Source organism: Heyndrickxia sp. NPDC080065 (assembly GCF_050281185.1).
Lineage (GTDB): Bacteria > Bacillota > Bacilli > Bacillales > Bacillaceae_C > Heyndrickxia.
Genome location: NZ_JBNNWS010000006.1, coordinates 83,292 through 106,022, shown reverse-complemented (window position 1 = coordinate 106,022; position 22,731 = coordinate 83,292). Strand labels below are relative to the sequence as shown.

Genomic DNA, 22,731 nt, shown 5'->3' with positions numbered 1-22,731 from the left:
TTGATTTCTTACGTTTCTTTGCTAAAGATTTTCTGGAAGCTGGCTAATATAGTTCATGATAACTAATTCGACCCAATAGTTTTTTGTTTATTCTGCCCAAACCTTAGGTTAAAATTACCAAGTCTATTGACCTATTACATTATAGAAAACTACTAAAAAATCCACAAGATGTATTTAAAAGCAATGTCGAAATATCTCGGATAAAAATAAAAAATGGTATATTTTACGCACATTACAGGAAGTTATTGGTAAACACAAAACGAAAAAGAGGTGTTCATCTTGAAATTAACCATTAGAAAGAAGCTAATCATTTCATTTTAATATCTAAACCAATTGTAAGAATGGTAAAAGTTGCTGAACAAATTGCACGTGGTGATTTATCTTCTGAATATATTAAAACCTTTCGGAAAATGGCAAAGGATTTGCAGTACATAATTGGAAAAAATTTAAGGTGTGATTATGGCTATTCAAATTTTCCATATTTCTATAAATATCCATATTCTATTACAATTCCTACTATTGGGGTGCAAGTACTCACACCATCAAAAAAAACCATCTATTCATTAATGAACAGATGGCATATTAATCGGTTAGTTCAGACTACCAAACATCAGTTGGTTTTTCCATACACAATATTTGAGAATGAGCTATATATTTTTTTCTTATTGACAGTCCGATAGGTTCGAACTTTATAGTAGTACGTTTTTCTTTTTGCTAAGCTCTTGTTGGTATAGTTTACGGTTGTACCTTTTGTAAGGGTTTTTACTTTTTTATAGGATCCCGATTTAGAGCTTGCTCGGTAGATTTCATAACCGCTAGCTTCACTTACTTTGTTCCAAGATACTTTTATTGAAGTACTGCTCACTTTCTTTGCTTTTATGCTTGTTGGTTTTGCTAATACTGGTTTTCCACTTACAATGCTTGAATATGAACTGTAAGCTTTTGTTCCATCTATTGTTCGATATGCCCTTATTTTATAGTAATAGGTCTTTCTTGTAGTTAAATTGCTGTTTAAATAATCAATGGTGCTTCCACTAGTTATTGCTGTTATCTTACTGTAGGTTCCTGTCTTCGATGTAGCACGATATATTTCATAACCCGTGGCACCGCTCACTTTTTTCCAGTAAACTTTCAATTTATTATATCCAGACGATGTCACTTTAAGATTTGTTGTTTTTTCTGGATTTTTTTCCAATCGTGCATATAAGGTTATATTTGATTTTATTGCTGTTTTAAAATTGAATTTTGTTTTAAAGTTTGAATCTTTATACCAGGAGATAAAAGTATATCCCGATTTACTAGGATTATTAGGAGCAGTTGCTAATGAACCATATTTAACGATTTGGTTATTTATTTGCCCAGCACCTTTAAATACAACAGTATATTTATTAATTTCATATTTTGCCGTAATTGTTAAATCGGATGTCACCTTATTAAAATCTTTGTCCCAGCCGGTAAACGTATATCCTTCCCTTGTTGGGTCTTCTGGTTTTACTGCCGATGAACCGTATTCGATGGTTTGCTTATTTAGTTCTCTTCCATCATAGTTCTTAAAAATAACACTATATTTGTTTATGTCATACTTTGCCGTTACCGTTAGATCGGATCTTACTTTACTGAAATCTCCATCCCAGCCGATAAAAGTGTATCCTTTTCTTGTTGGCTCGCTTGGTTCTACAGCCGATGAACCGTATTCGATGGTTTGCTTATTTAATTCTGTCCCATCGTAGTCTTTGAAAATAACATTATACTTGTTTATGTCATACTTTGCCGTTATCGTTTGATCGGATGTCACCTTATTAAAATCTCCATCCCAGCCGATAAACGTATATCCTTCCCTTGTTGGGTCTTCTGGTCTTACTGCCGATGAACCGTATTCGACAGTTTGCTTATTTAACTCTTTTCCATCGTAGTCTTTAAAAATAACACTGTATTTATTTTTGTCATACTTTGCGATTATCGTTAAATCGGATGTTATCTTACTGAAATCTCCATCCCACCCGGTAAAGGTATATCCTTCTCTCCTTGGATTGTTTGGAGCACTTGCTGGAGAACCGTAATTGACAGTTTGTGTATCTAACTCTTTTCCATCGTAATCTTTAAATGTGACCGTGTAGTGATTTATTTCATACATAGCCGTAATTGTTAAATCATATGTCACATTACTGAAATCCAAATTCCAGCCGATAAAGGTATATCCTTTTCTTGATGGATTTTCAGGTGCAATAGCAGTTGAACCTTCTTCTACCTTGTCTATTTTTAAAATTTTTCCATCAAAATCTTTAAATGTGACTGAATACGTCGGATTGACTTGCACTAGAAAAAAAGTAGTAAGATTTTTATACTCTATTCGAACCACTTGATTTCCTGTTTGATTATTGTTAAACCCACTTATCATTTCAGGTGTCACTTGGACATCAAATTCATTTCCAAAACTCGTTCTAACGGAAATAACCGCTCCAGTTAGATCCAACTTTTCTCCTTGAACATACACAAGTTTGTCAGGTTTGTTTTTTACATGAATAGTTATCATCTTGTCATCCTGAAAGCTAGGTAAATGAACTAATTGTGGAAATGAATAATGTGAATTCTCATCGAAATTCCATGTTGATTGAAAATCAAAGCCTTTATATGTTGATTTTTGCTGCATTTCTTGAAAGGAGCTTTTCGAAATTCCAGCGTAATCTTTACTTGAGTCAATAGAACTATCTAAATAATAGCTATCCTCTACTAGAATATCATTTGTTTGCGTTAATTCTTCATCAATCCCACCGAGAATACCCCCGGATTGATAAATCGGATTCTCTTGCTGATCTACTACCCTACCAATATTATAAGATCGCTTTATAATAATCTTGTCTTGCCCGCGGCCTACGATTCCACCACCACCGCTGCCATTTGAAGTGATTTTTCCATTGTTAAAACTGTCAGTAATAGTAGAGCCAAGTAACTGCCCTACTACTCCACCAGCAGATCCACCATATATTTGGCCAGTATTGTAGCAATTTGATATAGTTGATTTGTAAGAAATCGTTCCACTGATTCCCCCACTAGGATTATGGGAATGTATTGTACCGGTGTTATAGCAATCAGATATAGAAGAGCCCGAACTATTACCGACTAATCCACCGGCTTCTCTATCACCACTTATTTCACCCGAATTATAACTTTTAGTTAATGTAGAGCCATTGAAACTACCCGCTATTCCCCCTGATGTTGAGTCTCCGTGAATCTTCCCAGTATTTTCACAGTTTTTTAAAGTAGAGTCTCCATTAACAATCCCTGCTATGCCTCCAGCTTCTATGCCAATGATTTCACCATGATTTTGACAATCATTTAAGGTAGAATCCCGGACATAGCCAACTACGCCACCAACATAGACTGCATATCCATAGCTTTCATATTCAACTTGTCTTGCATCGACAGCCTCGACTTTCCCCTCATTTACTAATTGATTAAAAGTAGAATCACCGCTGCTACCAGTAATACCACCCACATTAAGTTTCAAATCTCTGCTACTTGTTTTTCCCTGTACTGTGCCGGTATTTTTGCAACCTACTAATTCAGATTGCTGACTTGCCCCCTCAATCCCACCTATATTTGCCGCATACAGTGATTCGTTTTTTGCAATTTCGGATGAAGAAGCAACGGTAACTGTCCCGGAATTGATATCATTATTCATTTTAGACAAGTAATTTTCCCCAACAATTCCACCTACACTATCACTTGATCGAATGGCTTTATCCCCGGATTTGTTCTTCGTTTCAACAATAATATCCCCCGAATTTTGGCTCTGTTCAATCGTAGACTGATCACTAAATCCAGCTATGCCCCCAATGTTCGTCTGCGTATTAATGGAATTAAACACAAAATTATTTAAAGTGGTTACGTTAATAACGCCATTAAAACTACTATTTTTAATAGTACTATTATGTAATTCTGAAGCAATGCCGCCTGCTTTAACATTTGAATATAACACGCTATTATCATCATTTTTGTTGATTTTCTCAATGCTATAAAGACTATTAACTAATTGTAAGTTTTTGATTTCAGCAGACTCACAATATCCAAATAGACCAGCATTTATATTTTGTGTGGAAGAGATCGTAATATGTAATCCTTTCAAGGCATGTCCATTCCCGTCATAAACTCCACTAAAAGGAGATTCATCACTCCCAATCGGCTCCCATCCAGCACCATTATGGGAAAATGCTCCTCCCGCAGAAGTTGCTTGGGTAAGGTCAATATCCTTCATTAAAATATATTTACCCTTTAAATTATTTCGAATTTCATTTAAATCTTCCGCAGTATAAATTCCAATGTATCCCGCTGGAACCTCATTAAGTTGATGATCCTTATTTATTGGCTCTTCAGCTTTTGCTATCCCTAGAAAGGATAACTTTTGTGGTACACATTGTAAGATTAATACAACAGCTATAAAAATTGTAAAAATCTTGATAACGATTCTACTCATCATGACCCTCCTTATCTTCGTTGCCTGGCAATCGCACATTTTTTAGTCCAAGATTAACTATAAGTCGATTAGGATTTTAAAACAACAGAAAAATATTCAAGGAGTGTCGTAACTGTTAGGGAACCCTGAGTTGTGTTGTTGCCATTTATATATAAGGTTTCACCCTGTACGCAATTATTTATCAATGGATTAGATATGATATAAAAACTCCTTTGTCCGCCGTCTGCAACCACTGCGTAGATATTATTAAAAAGCAGCATAAAAACTGTAAATTTCTTTCCCATTTTTGTCTATAAAGCCTTGTTCTTCATAACCACATTAATCAAATTATAAAAACAAAAAAGTCCTGTAGAGATTTCTCTACAGAACTTTTTCAGATCTGGGACAATGGACCAGACCCTTTGTCCCATTGGAACCTGAGTCCGCGTCCCGTATTATTTTTTTACGGTTGCTTTTTTGCTGCCACTCTTTTTACCGTTTTCTACGGCATAGACGTTGAGTGTGGTTCCGGCTTTTTGTTTTTTAATTTTAACTGAATATGTTCCTGATTTGTTTGCGGTTGCTGAGCCAAGAACTTTGCTTCCTGCTTTTACGTAAACTTTTGCGCCTGCTTTTGCTTTTCCTGTTACTTTTGTGGAGCTGGATTTTACTGTGTTTACTGTTGGTACAGTTGGCTTTACTGTTACCTTTTTAGCCTTGCTTTCATTTCCTGCTTTGTCCGTTGCGGTTGCGGATAAAGTCGTATTCGCTTTTTGTTCTTTAATGGAGATACTAAATTTTCCGTTTTTATCTGCCTTTCCAGAACCAATTTGCTTATTACCTACTTTAATAGTAACTTTTGAACCAGCTTCTGCTTTACCAGTTACTTTCTTCGAAGTGCTTGTTACTGTATTTACGCTTGGTGCAGCTGGAGCTGTTTTGTCTAGGACAACAACTTTAGTAGCTTTGCTTACATTACCTGCTTTATCTGTTGCTGTAACAGTTAATGCTGTACCAGCCTTTTGTTTGTTAATAGTAATGCTAAATTTGCCATTTTTATCTGTAGTTCCAGTGCCAAGTGTTGCTTTTCCAGCGAAGACAGTTACGGTTGAACCAGCTTCTGCAGTTCCTGTTACTTTTGTATCTTTATCAGATACAGAATTAACTTTCGGTGCTTCTGGAGCAGTTTTATCTAAAACTTCTACTTCAGTCGCCTTACTTACACCTGCTGAATTTTTTGCTGTAACTGTTAGTTTTGTTCCAGCTTTTTGCTTGCTAATGGATACACTAAATGTACCATCTTCTGCTGAAACACCTGATCCCAATTTCACTTCTTTTGCATAAACTTCGATTGTAGAGCCTTTTTCGGCAGTACCCGTTACTGTTGTATCTTTATCTGATACAGGGTTTACGACTGGTGCATCAGGTGCTTTGTCTCCTGGATTTCCCGGATCTGGATTTCCTGGTTGCTCACCATTAAGCTCTTTTTCTGTTTTATTACCTGCATAGTCAATTGCAACTACTTTAACGTTTTTACCTGCTAAATCAGGAATTTCCACCTTATATGAAGTTGCATCTGTTGCCGCGTGAGAACCAATTTCCTTCCCATCTACAAAAATGGTAATATAATTGATTCCACTGCCATCTTTATCACTAGCATTAAATGATAGAATACCTTTCTCTGAGTCATAAGCTAGATCACTTAGTTCAGGAGCTTTCGTATCCACAATCACTGGTACTTGTAGTACTTGTGGTGCTTTTCCTGGGTAATCTACTTGAGTTTTAATTTGATAGTAATATTGACCATCTGGAACCACTTCGTTGTTTTGATTTTTTCCGTCCCAAGCTGTATTTTTCATATCGAAAGTATACATATTGTTACTGCCTTGGACAGAAGTGTCAAAGTAATTCTTTCTTTCGTAATTGTCGTTATATACCTTACGAATTTCGTTATTTTTTTCATCTAAAATACTATACTCGACAATTGTACTATTTCTTAAGAAAGTTAGTACTGGAATAATTTTGTCACTCGATTTGTCTCCATTAGGAGAAAAGGCAATTTTATTTTTATTTACAGTTTTAGCTACTGGATTGTAACCTAAATAATCCCCATCTTCATTAATCATTCCTGAGACATCATAGAATGATCCTTTATCGTAAATCATTGGATCAAGAACCGGAGCCTTATTCCAATCCCCTTTAAATCCTACATATGGAACAGATAGGTTTGGTATTCCTGACTCTTCATCACTTGTGAATGTTACAAATCCTTCGACAAAGTATCCATTTTCCATTAATGCGGATAATGTAGCATCTGCCTTAGATAGGTCGATTGTTATAGTAACGTCCTCAGACTTACCACTTGCGATTGTTAACTCAGGCTTATCAATTTTCACATCTGCATCCTTAATTACTTGTGCACTTAATTGATTTTTGCCGTTTTTCACAGAATCTGTTAATGGTTTTGTATCTACATGATAAGTAACGTCCTTATCACTAAAGTTTGTTGCGGTTAATGTAAAGGAAACGGTGTTTTCATTAATTTCTTTAAGAGCAATTTTTCCTTGGTCTGTTCCTTTATTTGTTACATAAACTGGTGTTTCAACAGCAGCATCCAGCTTCATTAATCCAGCACCTTGTCTGCGTGGAGAATAGAAGTTATTTGTTGGATCCTTTACAGGAATGGCTGTATTCATCATCAATAGCTTAGCTCGACTTACTTTGTCAGCACCATCTAAGTTAGGGAAGACTTTTTGCACTCTCTGCAATACAAGTGCTGATCCTCCTGCAACGTGCGGCGCTGCCATAGATGTCCCACTCTTTAATCCATATTCATTATTATTTAATGTTGAATAGATTTGACCACCAGGAGCTGTTATTTCTGGTTTAAAATCTAAACTTGGTGTTAATCCCCATGAAGTAAAATCACTCATTTGTCCCGCACTAGGATTCACCATTTCACTTTTCTTGCCTGTAAACGAAATTTCAACCTTTTTCTGCGCATCAATGGCTTCTTTTAATTTCGCGCCATCCGTTTGTTGGAGAAATAGCTGTGGTATAGTAATCGCTGGGTCCGATGCCATACTCACGATACCACTTTGGTTATTGTAAATAATGACACCTGCGGCACCTGCTTTTTGGGCATTAAGTGCTTTTGTCACAAAATCTAATTCGCCACGTTGAACTAATGCATACTTATTTTTAAAATCTTTCCCTTCGAACTCTTCTGGCTTACCTAATCCAGCCGCTAATATCTCAAATGATTTTTGCTCTACATCATTTGGATGTGTTTTTCCTGCTGATAAAAATCCAAGTGATTCTTTTACATCACCATCAATTGCATATGTCAATCCATCTACATTCATATGAGTATTTTCAAGAGAAGCAACGGAAATCGATTCATTTGACACACTTGGTGAACCAACTACGCCGATATCAGGGTTTGAAGCAAGCGGATTTCCAAAACTTCCGGCAAAATTATTAGAGTTACCAGCAGAAATAGACATGACTACTCCATTATTTACCGCCCTTTTGATCGCCATTTGGTCTGGGCTATTTGGATCGACAAATCCAGCAGTAGAACCTAAACTCATGTTTAACACATCTGCACCTAAAATAATGGCATCGTCAATCGCTTTAATGTAAATATCACTGCTTGTTGTAGCTTTTTCTGGGTTATTGCCAAAGACTTTCAGTGCCAATAATTGTGCCTCTGGTGCAACCCCTTTTATACCGCCATTGTCCTCGTCACCATTTGCTGCAACTGTACCAGCCACATGCATACCATGCATGGATACTTTAGGATTGGTATCGATAATATCATCATTTTTATCAAAATAGTTATATCCATATGGTACTTTAGCTGTGTAGTATTTGCCTGGAAGTTCGTCTGGTTTCGCTTTCGATTTTGCCTTTAATAAAGATTCTTCTGTTAATTTTGGTTTTGTTCCTTCTGATAGAATCATATCTTTGTGAGATGGGTCAATTCCGGAGTCGATAATTCCTACAATCATCCCTTCACCTTTGTAATCTAGTAATTTCCAAGTTTCTCTTGCCCCTACTTGCTCTTTACTAGTCACCATATTTGGTGTTATCGGTGCTTCATATTCGTTAGCAAGATAAACACCTGACACATTTGGAAGCTTTTCTAGCTCTTTAATCTTCCCATATTCAATGGTTCCACTGACACCATTTACTACAGTTGTAAAAGTATTTTTTATAGAAAGATTTATTTTTTTGCTTTTTAGTGTGGAAATAAAATTATTTTGCTCTTTCTTCACCACTGACTGTATGGAATCTTTTTTAGATTCTGATAAATCTTTATAGCGAACTCCCTGATCAGTTGCAGTTTCTATTGCAGGTTTACCCTCAAGCTCTACAATAACTCGTACTTTATCACTATCTTTAAAGGTGTCTGATTCATTAGATAAAGATGAAACTTTCTTGAAATCTAACGACTTTGTCAATGATGTTATTAATTCTGATGTATGGTTAGATTCAGCCTTTGCTCCTTTTACACCTAAAAATGCGTTAGAGAAAGCTAATAAGAGAACTAGCATACTAAATACTATTCTCTTAGTATTCTTAAATCTTTTCATGTTCTTCCCCCCATTATATTAATTTTTGCAATAGATTTAGCTCGTTTCTTAAAATCCGACTTCTACTAGATGATTAATATAAAAGTAATATTTTCCAGTAAAAGAGAGTAAAAAAATAGCCAGTCAAAACATTATTCCTAGTATTAACTCTTTTGTATCTCCCCCTTTTTCCGATAAAATGATCCAATATAGGACAAATTCCCCTATATACATTGAATTTATCCTTTTTTAATCGTCGTGTAAATCTGAATATATAAAATTGAATAAATAGACCTAATATTATTTTTCCTTTTAATCTATTATTGGGACTATTTTCACGGCAATTAAATCTTTAAATTTCGCTCTTTTTAACAGAAAAAAAGCCCATGGAGATTATTTCTCCACAGGGCTATTGCAAATCTGGGACATAAAACTTATCCCTTTTTTATTTAATTTTTGCTTTCTTTACACCACTTTGTAAGCCATTTTCTACAGCGTATACAGAGATTGATGTTTTTGATTTTTGTTTCTTGATTTTAATTGAGTAATTTCCAGCTTTGTTTGCTTTTGTAGAACCGACAACCTTATTTCCAACTTTTACGTAAACTTTTGCTCCAGCTTTCGCTTTACCCGTTACTTTTGTTTGAGTAGCAGACTTTACAGTTGGGACAGTTGCTTTTACTTGGACAGATTTTTCTTTACTTACATTGCCAGCTTTATCTGTTGCTGTTACTGATAAGGTTGTTTTTGCATTTTGAGCTTTAATGGAAATACTAAACTTACCATCTTTATTTGCTGATCCGTAACCAATTTGCTTATTGCCTGCCTTGATGACAACTTTTGAACCAGCCTCAGCTTTACCAGTTACTTTCGTTGTGCTGCTTGTTACAGAATTAACGCTTGGTGCTGCTGGTGGTGTTTTATCCAATACAACGACTTTAGTTGCATTGCTTGTATTACCAGCTTTGTCTGTAGCTGTAACAGTTAATGCAGTACCAGCCTTTTGTTTTTTAATAGTGATACTAAACTTACCATCTTTATCTGCAGTTCCAGAGCCAAGTGTTGTTTTTCCAGCGAAGACAGTTACTGTTGAACCTGCTTCTGCAGTTCCTGTTACTTTTGTATCTTTATCTGATACAGCATTAACTTTCGGTGCTTCTGGAGCAGTTTTATCTAAAACAACTACTTCTGTCGCTTTACTTACACCTGTTGCATTTTTTGCTGTTACCGTTAGTTTAGTTCCAGCTTTTTGTTTGCTAATAGATATACTAAATGTACCATCTTCAGCTGTAACGCCTGAACCTAATTTCACGTCTTTTGCATAAACTTCAATAGTAGAGCCTTTTTCTGCTGTACCTGTTACTGTTATATCTTTATCAGAAACAGAATGTACAACTGGTGCATCAGGTGCGGTTGTTTCACCTGGTGTACCTGGGTCAGGTGTACCTGGGTCAGGTGTGCCTGGATCTGGTGTTCCTGGAGCTATATCTTTAAGTTCTAAAGATGATTTATTCCCAGCATAGTCAACTGCAACTACGGTTAAATTAGTACCTGCTAAACCAGGAATCTTTACTTGGTATAAAGTTGCATCTGTTGCAGCAACACCTCCGAGCAATTTACCGTTTACATAAATTTCGAAATAATTGATTCCACTACCATCTTTGTCTGATGCTTCAATTGTTAGATATTCAGAATTTGCATCATATGCTAATTTATGAATTTCAGGAGCCTTCGTATCTACAATTACAGGAATTTCTAATACTTGCGGCTCTTTGCCAGGATAATCTACCTGTGTTGTAATCTGATAGTAGTATTGACCATCTTCTACTACTTTATTATTTTCGTCTTTTCCATCCCACGATGTATAATTAGGATTTAATTCATACATATTATTAGTTGGTAGTTCATTTGCGTCAAAATAATTCTTTGTTTGATATTCGTCATCAAATATATTACGAACTTTATTCTTCTTTGCATCAACAATACTGTAGTTAACAATTTTACTATTTCTTAAGAATGTTAATACTGGTACAATTTTATTTTGATTTTTACCTGTATTTGGCGAAAACGCAATTTTACTTTTATTTACCGTATCTGTTATTGGATTATAGCCTAAATAATTAAATTTTTGATCTAACATTCCAGCAATCTCATAGAATGATCCTTCATCATATACCATCGGATCTAGTACTGGTGCCTTATTCCAATCTCCCTTAAATCCTACATATGGAACAGATAGTGTTGGGATTCCAGATTCTTCATCAGCTTTAAACGTTACAAATCCTTCTACAAAGTATCCATTCTCCATTAATGCAGATAATTCCGCATCAGCTTTTGATAAGTCAATTGTAATGGTAACGTCTTCTGAACCATTTGCTGGTATTTTTACTTCAGATTTATCAATAGACACTTGTGCTTCTTCGATTTTCTGTGCTGTTAACAAATTGTAACCATCTTCAATTAAATCTGTTAAAGGTGTTGTGTCCACATGATAAGTGACATCTTTATCACTGAAGTTTGTTGCCGTTAATGTAATGGAAACAACATTTCCATCTATTTCTTTAAGAGCTACTTTCGCTTCATTAGTTCCTTTATTTGTTACGTAAACTGGTGTTTGAACAGCAGCGTCCAGTTTCATTAAACCAGCACCCTGTCTACGAGGGGAATATAAAACCTTTTCTTCTGGATCTTCAACAGCGATTGCTGTATTCATCATCAATATCTTTGCTCTATTAACTTTGTCAGCCCCATTTAACTCTGGGAAAGTTTTTTGTACGTATTCTAACATTAGAGCTGAACCACCTGCAACATGTGGTGCTGCCATTGATGTTCCACTCATTAAACCATATTGATCTTTATTAAGAGTTGAATAGATTTGACCACCAGGAGCTGTTAATTCTGGTTTAAAATCTAAATTTGGAGTTAGTCCCCATGAAGTAAAATCACTCATTTGTCCTGAGCTTGGATTCACCATTTCACTTTTCTTGCCTGTAAATGTAATTTCCACTTTTTTACCAGAATCTATTTCTTTCTTTAATGTGTCACCATCTAATTGCTGTAAAAATAACTGTGGTATTTTGACAGCTTCATCAGATGCCATATTTACTAAACCACTTTGATTGTTATAAATGATTACACCTGCTGCACCCTCTTTCTGTGCATTCAATGCTTTTTCAGCAAAGCTGATATCCCCACGTTTAATTAATGCATATTTACCTGTAAAATCTTTGTCTGTAAAATCCTCTGGCTTACCTAATCCGGCAGCTAAAATCTCGAATGTTTTTTGCTCTACATCATTAGGATGAGTGCTTCCTGCTGATAAAAATCCTAGAGACTTTTCTTCACCGTTAACTTTATATGTCAATCCATCAACATTCATATGAGTATTTTCAAGTGAAGCTACAGAAATGGACTCATTTGTTACACTAGGTGTACCAACTAATCCAATATCTGGATTGGATGCAAATGGTGGTGTTTCAAAACCGCTAGCAAAGTTATCTTCATTTCCTGCAGAAATCGACATGATAATTCCATTATCAACTGCATTTTTAATTGCCTTTTGATCAGGATGTTCGGCTTCTACAAACCCTGCAGGGGAACCTAAACTCATGTTTAACACATCAGCGCCAAGCTTGATAGCATCATCAATCGCTTTAATATAAATGGTTGAATTAGTAGTTGCTATTTTCGGGTCGTTTCCGAATACTTTCAACGCTAATAATTGTGCTTCAGGAGCAATACCTTGTATCCCACCGTTTTTTTCATCGCCATTTGCAGCAACAGTACCAGCAACATGCATACCATGCATATGGGTACCAGGATTTGTATCAATAATGTCTTGATTTTTGTCGAAATAGTTGTATCCATAAGGTACTTTTTCTCTATGATACACACCAGATAACTTATATTTAGCAATTGCATCTGTTACTGAAGATTTCGTCAATTTAGGGTGAGTTCCTTCTGATAGAACCATATCTTTATGGGTTGGGTCAATACCAGAATCAATAATACCTACAACCATTCCTTCGCCTTTATAACCCATTAGCTTCCAGGTCTCTCCAGCGCCAACTTGTTCTTTGCTTGTCACCATATTTGGTTTTATTTCTGGTCTTTTATATTCGTTGGCAATATAAACGCCTTCTACATTTGGTAGTTTTTTTAATTCTTTAATATTCCCATATTTTATCGTTCCACTTACCCCATTCACTACGGTAGTAAATGTATCTTCGATATCAAGATTTACTTTTTTGGATTTAAGTGTAGAAATAAAATTCTTTTGTTCTTTTACTACTGTTTGTTGCAGTGATTCTTGCTTTGATTTTGTTAAATCTTTATAACGAACTCCTTGTTTAGTTGCCGTTTCAATCGCAGGAGCCCCTTCCAGTTCCACAATAACACGTACGGTATCACTATCTTTATAATTGTTGTTTTCCTCGGATGTCTTTTGGAGCTTCTTTGTATGTAATTCTTTTGTCAATGAAGCAATTTCTGCTTTATCTTCATTTGACTCTGCTTTTGCCCCTTTCAATCCAATAAATGCATTGGAAAAAACCAATAAGAAAACTAATAGTGAAAATACTACTTTTCTCATACTCTTTAATTTCTTCACAAAATTCCCCCCTAAATTTATATTTCTTTAAACTTCTTAAACCATTTATATAGTTTAAATGGTTTGTAGAATGATAAAAATCCTTAATATCCCCCCTTATACTACTTTCTTTCACAATATAGGACAAATTTCCCTATATAATTTCAATTTACCATTTATTGATTATTGTGTAAATATATAAACCTGAAATTTACTGATATTTTTTACTCATCAGAATAAATATTTTTTTTGAAATATTGTATCAAGATATCTATATTAATAAATTTATCCAGTAATTGAGCAATTACTATTTTAACTATATTTGACGAGAGGATAATTATTTCAAAATTTATCATACACAAAAAAGCTCTGCAGAGATTCTCTCCGCAGAGCTTTTCAAATCAGGAACAAGGAATCTTTCCCTGTGTCTCTTACAACAATTACTTAACAGTTACACGTACAACTGTTGAAACTCCGCCTACTACTACTGTAGCATCAAATGAATTACCTGCTTTAAGGTTTGCAACTTTAGCGCCTGTAGTTCCATTTCCAGTGATTGTAAGTGAACCAGAAACAGGAACAATTGTTAATTTAGCTTGTGAAATTGCAGTACCGTCAGCAAATGTACCATTAGCTGTTGCTACAGCACCGTATTGATCAGTTACTTTAACTGCATATTCTTCTTTAAACAAATCTGCAACTGTAAATTCAGTAGTTCCTTCTTTAAGGCTTACAGAAGTTACTGCATCTTTACCGTTATATACTTTTACAGATTTAACAGATGGAGCAGCTTTAGAGAATGTAACTTTTTGTGTGAACTGTTTACCAGTTGAATTAATAGTTACAGTAACTGATGCTTCTACTTCTGATTTATTTGTATCATATGAAAGGCCTAATTCTGAAGAAGTAATAACGCCATCTTCAAGAGCTTTTTCAACCTTTGCATTAGTTGATGTGATAGAGAAGTCTGTACCAGCTTCAAGTTTAACTTTGCTGCCATCATTTAATACACCGTATACTTCAAGTTCACTATCATAGTCATCTGAAGCTACTGTTTTACCAGCACCTTTTACATCATATACTAATCCAAGTTCATCAGCAGTATATGAAGTATATTCTTTACCGTCAGTTACACGGATTGATGCTTCAGCAGTACTGCTAGAAATTTCTTTGCCGTCCTTAGAAAGGATGAATAAAAGTTTTGAAGAACCTTTATCTTTACCAGCTTCAACTGTTGATTTATTAGTTCCAGTGATGTTGTCTCCAACTACTGTAAATACTGTGCTGTCAGCATCTGCTTTCTTAACAACTACTTTAGTGTCACCAGATAATGCTGCCTTAAGTTTATCAGCTGACATTACACGTCCATATTGGTCTTCTACAACTAGGTCACCATGACCAATTTGAGTTGATTTATTAATTAATAATGTTTTGCTGAAATCGCTATTAAGTCCACGGATTACTGCTGGTTCTGCTGCTTTTCTAACATTTAATATCAATGTAGTAGGTTTGTAAGTAGAAGATTGAGCAAATACTGTTACATACCCTTCAGATTGAAGTGCAGCACTAGGAACTTTAAGGAACAATGCACCATCTTTAGTAACAAAAGTTCCACTTTGGCTTCCAATAGAAACTTTTACTCCTTTTACAGAGTCGTTTAATAATTTTACATCTGTAATATTTTTGCCTGCTTTATCAGTTACAACTGCAGGAATAAATGCATCTTCTTTAGCAACTACTAGTTCTGGTTGAGTTAAGCTTACAGAATCTGCACGAGTTGCTTCAGCAACTTTTACAGTGTAAGAATCATGATTACCATTTGATTTTGCAATGAAATTAATAGTTGTTTCGCCAGCTTTTAGTCCTTGCTTTACACCGTTAACTTCATATTGTGTTAATTTAATTGCAGTTTTAGTTTGACCATCAACAGTAATTTTTTCAACATTAGGTACGTTATTTACAGTACCAGTTGAGATGACAGTTGGGTTAGTTTCAGAAAGAATTAATCCTGATTTAACTTTCGCTGCATCAGTAATGGTATTACCGTATTGATCTTTTGCATCAACTAGAAGATAGAATGCATCATTTGATAAGTTAGTGTCTTCAGTCAAAGTTTTACCATCTTTATTGTAAAGACCAGTAACTTTAACATCATTTACTGAAGCAGCAGCTGATAATTCAACTACTTCTGTAACAGTTTTAGTACTTTCAATATCAATTAACGTTACAGCTACTTTGTCTCCAACTTTTTTACCTTCTACATTAATGGAAACTTTTCCACCTGATGCTGAGATATTAGTATTATCGTTTGTTGTAAGGTTAACTCTGTTAGAGATATCTTCACCATATTGGTTAACTACGCGGTAACCAACTGTTGCTGATTTTGGTTCTGCAGAGTTATCTACAACTGCAACTTTTGATAGAATTTCAATTTTGCTAACCTTTTCATCTTCAACTGCTATCGTGCTTGTTAATACATTTTCAGTTAAGCCTGAAACATTAACTGTGTATTCACCTTTTGTAAGCTTAGCAGAAAGTTCTAAAGTAGCAGATTTCTTGTCATCAGCAAATGTTACTTTTGAAACGTTAACAGAGATACCCGCTTTTTTCACTTCGAATTTAGCCTTAGTATCATCAACAGCTTTGTTGAATTCAACTTTTAATGTTTTAGAGCTAGAAGCAGTAACACTCTTAATTGCAGGAGTTGCATCGTATTTAACAACTTTTGTAATTTTAGCTTGGTTACCAGCTTTATCTTTAGCTGTCACAACGATTGTGTTTTCGTTTTCTTTAAGAGTTAATTTGTAATCAGAACCAGTTCCAGTAACTTTTGCACCGTTAAGTGTAACTGTTACAGTTGCACCTTTTTCAGCAGTTACTTTCAATGTTTGTTCTGCTTCATTAACAACATCTTTAATGTCGTTGATTGAAAGTGTAGGAGCTTTTGTATCTACAGTTACTTTATAAGTTTTCTTAGCTGTGTTGCCTAGTTTGTCAGCTGCAGTTACAACTACTGTATTAGCAGCGTTAGCTTTGTAAGTTAAGGCATAAGAACCTTTGCTTCCTTTTACTGCTTTGCCATTAAGTGTAACAACCACTTTAGTAGCGTCTTTGCCAGCTGTTACTTTGATAGTTTGTTTTGTTTTGTTTGTTACATCATTGTTTGTGATACCAGTCACTTTAAGTGATGGTGGTGTAGTTTTGCCAGCTACTTTGAATGCTTTAGCAGCTTTTGCTTTTGTTCCTTTGTAAGAAACAGAAACAACTACGCTTTGAGTTTTCTTAGTTACTGCTACTTTTGGTAGTGTTACTGTAACAGTCTTTTTATCTTTACCAAGGGTAACCTTAGAAGCTTTAACTGTTTTTGCAGCTCCGCTACCGATTTTGCGAGTAACTTTGAAATCTGTAGTTTTTACTTTAGAAACTTTTTTGTTTAATTTTACAGTAACTGAACCGTCTTTAGCTGTTACGCTAGAAACGACAGTTGCTGAAGCCGCACTTGCACCTGCTGGCACGACAGCTGTTGCTACTACTGCAGCAGAAGCAGTTGCAGCTAAAAATTTACGGTAAGACTTTGGTTGATATGCCATTCCGGTATTTCCTCCCTTTTACTATCTATAAAGTTATTCAACTAGCCTAGAGACATATTTTACTAGATTGATCATTTGACGGTAACCATTAAATGATCTAAGTATTTATGAATCTAATCGATATGTCGTCTCTTAGGAACTAGCAAAATACATACTTAAGCAAATTAAAACATATCCATTAAATAATAATATAACCAGTATAAATTACCAGGTCAACTACTTTATTCATGGATTGCCATATTATCTATGCATTGGATTAATTTACTTGTTACATACATTTTACCGTATTTTGCACAAATTACAACCTTTAGACTAGAAGAATTTTTTACCAGTATTACAGAATGTGATAAATTTCACCATGTTCCTTCTTTATATCGACAATATTTATATAATTTTTATACCTATGAAACTATATTTTTCACATAATTTTACTTTACTCGTCATCGCAATATTGGCGCTCTAGATCAAAAGTTTTGTTTTGTTACTTAATATACTGAAATAATTTTAATTTCATTTGTTACTATTTTGTTATATTTGTAATAAATATTTAATATTTTTTCAATGTTCAAAAGATTGTCTAATTCGAAGGATAAAAATATCACTAAGTTAAATAATATTCAAGTGGGGGTCATTTTATTCCTATAAATAAAAAACGGGCTGGGGCCCGTTTTTTTACTTTCCAATATAATTATAGTAATCCAATACACCTTGATAAATGGACTTTGCTGCAAGATCTCGGTATTCATCGGATGCTAATTTTGCTGCATCTTCTTTATTCGATAAGAAGCCTAGCTCAACTAATACAGCAGGTAGTGGATTATATTTTATTACTTGATATTCTTGTGGTTTTACACCACGGTTGGTTGTTTCGATTGCTTTTACGAGACGCTTTTGAATAAAGTTTGCGAGCTTAATACTATCATTTGCTCGATCTTTCGTTCCACCATTATTATAGTAGGTTTCCGTTCCGTTGGCGCTTTCCTTTGAAAAGTTATTCCCATGAATACTAATAAAAGCGTCGGCATTTGCTTTTACACCGATATCAATTCGATCTTGTAGAGTAGGATATGTATCGCCTGTTCGAGTCATTACGACTTCAATTCCTGCTTTTTTCAACAGTTTTTGAACACGTAAACTGACTGAAAGTGTTACTTCCTTTTCAATTAGTTTATTGCCACTTGATCCAGGATCACTTCCACCATGACCAGGATCGATGACGATAATCCTCTCATCATCACGGGTAGTTGATTCTAGATAGGTTGTTCTAACATAGCCTTGTAATTTTCCAAAGCTAATATACGCCCAGCCATTTTTGATATCATACATCGTTACAATTGAATCTTGCTTTAATACTCCGACGACTTTGTACGATGTACTTGGACCTGTACGAACATTTAATGAAGTTGTAACAATTCGATCCCCGTTTGATTTTCCATGTCCAACCACCGGTGCGTTTTCATCATCATCAGGATCTGTTGGTTCACCAGGATTCGATGGATCTGGTTTTGGTTTTGGTTTTGGATCTGGTTTCGGTTCTGGCTTTGGATCTGGTTTTGGATCTGGTTTTGGCTTTGGATCCGGTTTTGGCGCTGGTTTCGGATTTGGTTTAGATGCTGTTGGCTTTTTCGGTGGAACCGTTTTTAAGTAGGTTTTACTTACATAGCCTTTAAGTTTCCCATCAATGATATAAACCCAGCTACCCTTTATTTCATAGATGTTGACTTTTTTGTTTTTCTTCAACGAACCAACTTTCTTGTATTTGGTCCCTGGTCCTGACCGGACATTTAAGGTTGTGGCGTTGACAATTCGTTCGCCAATCGGTTTTTTTACTGCTGATGTTTTTTTTGATTTTACCGCCTTTAAATAGGAAGCACTTACATATCCTTTTTTACTTCCGTATGTAATATACGCCCAGCCGCTCTTAATCTGGTAAACTTTAACCTTCTTATTCTTACTCACTGTTCCGACAGATTTGTATTTTGTGCTAGGTCCTTTACGAATATTGAGGCTGGTGGCTGTGACAATCCGCTCACCGATTGGTTTGACTTTCTTAATATCTGGGGCTTTAAACGATGCAGCATAGCCTTGTGTTTGAAAAGAGGTAAACATAAGTAGAAATGCTACGACAAAAAATAGTATTTTTCGAGTTTTCAACACCAATTCCGGCTCCTTTCCTATGTATAATCATGTCATAGTTTACCATATTTTGAAGAAGAAATTGGTATTTTCTTAGAAATTGTGGAGTAGTTGGTTAAAATAGTACTTTTGCACTAGATGAATGGAGGGATTTCTCATATTTATTAATACTTAGGGAGTGAAATGGGATGAATGAATCAGAAATTGGTTTGCGATAGATGTAAGAATCTTATCATTTTTCACGATGTGTTTAGAGATCATTAACTGTTAAAATGGAAATAATCCAAGACTGCTGTCGATTCGTTCACAAGCTTTCTTCTTTTTTGAAATAAATAAACAAATCACTTAAGTTTAATCATTATAGAGAATTTATACATAGCTGGTAGTTTTAAACTATTTTCATTTAGTAAGGGGGAAGAATAATTGGTAAGTACAAATTTAATCGGAAAAACTGTTCTTATCATTGAAGATGATCCTAATATTCGCCACCTTGTCAAAATCTATTTACAAAAAGAAGGCTATGAGGTGCTTGAAGCTGAAGATGGCCAAGTTGGAAAAAGGATGATTCAACAATACGATCCTTGTCTCGTCATTCTTGATCTCATACTTCCAGAAATAAGTGGAGAAGAATTATGCCACTGGCTAAGAGAAGAATTTGAAAGTTTAATTCCTGTCATCATGCTTTCTGCTAAAGCTTCTGAAAAGCAGAGAATTAAAGGCTTTAAATTAGGGGCGGATGACTATGTAGTGAAGCCTTTTAGTCCTGCAGAATTAATGGTTCGAATTGAAGCTGTTTTAAGAAGAACAGCGAGTCGATGCGGGAGGATTAGCTTTACTGGTCTAACTGTTAAGCCTGTTAAAGGGGAAGCACTTGTTAACGGAGAAATCCTTGATCTAACTAATTTTGAATTCAAACTCCTTCATATGTTCATGCAGCACCCGGAGCAGATTTTTACAAGAGAGCAAATATTAAACCATATATATGACCAACAGGAAAAAGCCGTTACTGAAAGAACGATTGATGTTCATATTAAAAACTTAAGGGATAAGCTAAAAGAAAAAGCTCCGAAGGATTATATCCAAACAGTGAGAGGAATGGGATATAAATTTGCGCCTTCATAATGCCATGGTCACATACGATAAGCAAATGTTCAGGGATAGCCCGCCCATATTAAAATCCATACTTTTTTATCTTCTTAATCATTTCTTAACAAAGACGAATCATACTGTTCATTAAAGGAGTGATCACGCATGAACTTTACGATAGAAAATGGAAAGGTCACTGGGGAATTCGAATTTGGTTCACTTTCCATTTCATCAAATGAGGAATTGGGTTTCAGACCCATTCAATTATTTATTTCTTCCTTAGCAGGATGCAGTGGTACATTACTAGGAAATATTTTACGAAAGAAACGAATTGAATGGTCAAAAATCGAGATAGATACGGATGTAGTTAGAAATCCTGATCAAGCCAATCGAATTGAGCACATTGGTTTTAAGGCGAATGTTTTTTCAGATAAACAATTAACGGAGGAGCAATCCGCTAAGTTGTCTGCACTTGTTATTCAGCATTGTGGAATGATTCAATCAGTGATTAACAGTATTCATATTAATTTTGAGATTGCCTTTGTAGTGTGAAAGCATGACATATATTGAAATTTTGAATCGTTCTATCCCTGTGGAATGGCTTGCTGTTATATTTGCTCTTTTCGTAACTGCAGGACTGTATCAAATCGCAACGAAAAAGAAAGTCGGTCATTGGTATTGGAATGGATTTTTGATTTACATATTAATATGGAAGCTAAGTTATATACTTTTTAATTTGAAAGTGTCTCTTACTAGTCCTGTATCCATATTGTATTTTCATGGTGGTGCAAGAGGGCATATACTCGCCATTATCGTTTTAAGCATCTATTTATTGATAGTAGCAAGAAAGAATTCTGATTTGTTCGATAACCATTCAACAATGGTCTTCATTTTGTTTTTCCTTGTATATGAAGCGTGTCTTCAATTTTTTGCTAATGGCTGGTTTGCGTTACTTGTCCAGTTCATTGGATTAACTGGTATCTATTTATTTTTCTTATCGCGGGTGAAGAAAAAGAAGCCTATTTCACTACAAATTTACTTATTTTTGATTTTGCTCGAGTTTTTAATCATTAGTCTTTTCCAACCACTTATATCCCTTGATACGATTACTTTTACTTGGTTGACAGTGTTCTTCATTATTATTTCTAATAAAAAGGAGGTCATGTCTTGAAGAAAAATATACTTCCCATTGCCATCCTGCTCATAGCTGTTGCGATTGTTGTGATCAATATGTGGAAGCCGGTAACCACCGGTGGAAAAAAGAAGAATTCAGAGGAAGTTGTCACTGCTAAAAATCCCGCTTCAAAAACGAACGCTACCAATAATCAAGAGGCAGATTTTGCACCAGATTTTGAATTAACAACTTTATCAGGGAAACAAGCCAAGCTATCCGATTTTAAAGGAAAAAAGGTCATTTTAAACTTTTGGGCAACTTGGTGTCCACCGTGCCGTGCAGAGATGCCACATATGCAAAGCTTTTATGAAAAGAACAAATCCAAAGGGATTGAAGTGGTTGCTATTAATTTAACTAGTAATGAGAAGAGTCTACAAAAAGTACAAAAAGTAAAAGATTTTGTAAAAGAATACAAACTCACCTTCCCCATCCTTCTTGATGAAGTGGGGATGATCGGAGCACAGTACCAAGTGTTTACGATCCCAACGAGCTATATTCTTGATGAGGAAGGGAAAATCCTTAAAAAACAGATTGGTCCGATGGATGAAGAGATGATGGAGAAATTGACAGCAGACTAAGAAAAGCGTAAGCGCCTTGCTCATCGGCGTACTGATTTTGCAATCTTCGACTGAGATAAAGGAAACACGGCGAGGGGCGAGTCGATGTTGACTTATCGTAGGGAGAAGACATAGAAATCCGCTAGCCGATAGGCGCTAGAGCTAGACAGAGCAGACACTTTTCATGCCTAATACCCTTAGTAAATTTTATAATTTCTTACCTTTTGAGGAAAATGATGTGCTTCTTTCTATGGGAGGTATGTGTGAAATTAGAGAAATCGGCGAGGTTGCCGATTTCTTAATTTATATTCTGATCCGTTTGGGATGAAGCACTTCATTCGGAAAATAGGACATTGATGTACCTCATTCGCGTTGGATGAGGTACATCTTTGAACAAAATAACCAGAGCTAGAATCAATAGGTACGATTGATGCCCTTTCACAGATCAAAATAGCCAGAACTGGAATCAATGGGATCGATTGATTCCTTTTCCCTGATCAAAGTAATCAGAACTGGAATTAATGGGATTGATTGATTCCTTTTCTCTGATCAATGTAACCAGAACTGGAA

General features: G+C 35.3%; 9 protein-coding genes. 4 read left to right on the top strand and 5 right to left on the bottom strand.

What is annotated here, in order from left to right; genetic code table 11:
• Window positions 1-610: 610 nt before the first annotated feature.
• The 5 genes from ACQKP0_RS08610 to ACQKP0_RS08590 form a co-directional block, all read right to left on the bottom strand.
• Window positions 611-4,474: an InlB B-repeat-containing protein gene (locus ACQKP0_RS08610; protein ID WP_427405421.1), complete on the bottom strand. Its 3,864-nt coding sequence runs from the start codon at window positions 4,472-4,474 to the stop codon at window positions 611-613.
• Between the two features lie 434 nt (window positions 4,475-4,908).
• Window positions 4,909-9,051, bottom strand: coding sequence for an Ig-like domain-containing protein (locus tag ACQKP0_RS08605; protein WP_427405420.1), 4,143 nt, complete (start codon window positions 9,049-9,051; stop codon window positions 4,909-4,911).
• A gap of 424 nt (window positions 9,052-9,475) precedes the next feature.
• Window positions 9,476-13,639, bottom strand: coding sequence for an Ig-like domain-containing protein (locus ACQKP0_RS08600; RefSeq protein ID WP_427405419.1), 4,164 nt, complete (start codon window positions 13,637-13,639; stop codon window positions 9,476-9,478).
• 419 nt (window positions 13,640-14,058) lie between these two features.
• A complete protein-coding gene (locus tag ACQKP0_RS08595) occupies window positions 14,059-17,208 on the bottom strand; it encodes a hypothetical protein (protein WP_427405418.1) in 3,150 nt (1,049 codons plus the stop codon).
• A 672-nt stretch (window positions 17,209-17,880) separates the two neighbouring features.
• Window positions 17,881-19,362 (bottom strand): N-acetylmuramoyl-L-alanine amidase, encoded by a 1,482-nt coding sequence (locus ACQKP0_RS08590; RefSeq protein ID WP_427405417.1) that lies wholly within the window; start codon window positions 19,360-19,362, stop codon window positions 17,881-17,883.
• A gap of 405 nt (window positions 19,363-19,767) precedes the next feature.
• Here ACQKP0_RS08590 and ACQKP0_RS08585 point away from each other — a divergent pair, with 405 nt between their 5' ends.
• The 4 genes from ACQKP0_RS08585 to ACQKP0_RS08570 all read left to right on the top strand — a co-directional run bounded on the left by ACQKP0_RS08585 (window position 19,768) and on the right by ACQKP0_RS08570 (window position 22,182).
• Window positions 19,768-20,466, top strand: coding sequence for a response regulator transcription factor (locus ACQKP0_RS08585; protein WP_427405416.1), 699 nt, complete (start codon window positions 19,768-19,770; stop codon window positions 20,464-20,466).
• A 129-nt stretch (window positions 20,467-20,595) separates the two neighbouring features.
• Entirely contained in the window at window positions 20,596-20,982 is a 387-nt protein-coding gene (locus tag ACQKP0_RS08580; RefSeq protein WP_427405415.1) for an OsmC family protein, read from the top strand.
• A gap of 4 nt (window positions 20,983-20,986) precedes the next feature.
• Window positions 20,987-21,601, top strand: coding sequence for a hypothetical protein (locus tag ACQKP0_RS08575; protein ID WP_427405414.1), 615 nt, complete (start codon window positions 20,987-20,989; stop codon window positions 21,599-21,601).
• A complete protein-coding gene (locus tag ACQKP0_RS08570; protein ID WP_427405413.1) occupies window positions 21,598-22,182 on the top strand; it encodes a peroxiredoxin family protein in 585 nt (194 codons plus the stop codon). Before ACQKP0_RS08575 ends, ACQKP0_RS08570 begins: the two co-directional genes overlap by 4 nt.
• Window positions 22,183-22,731: the final 549 nt, after the last annotated feature.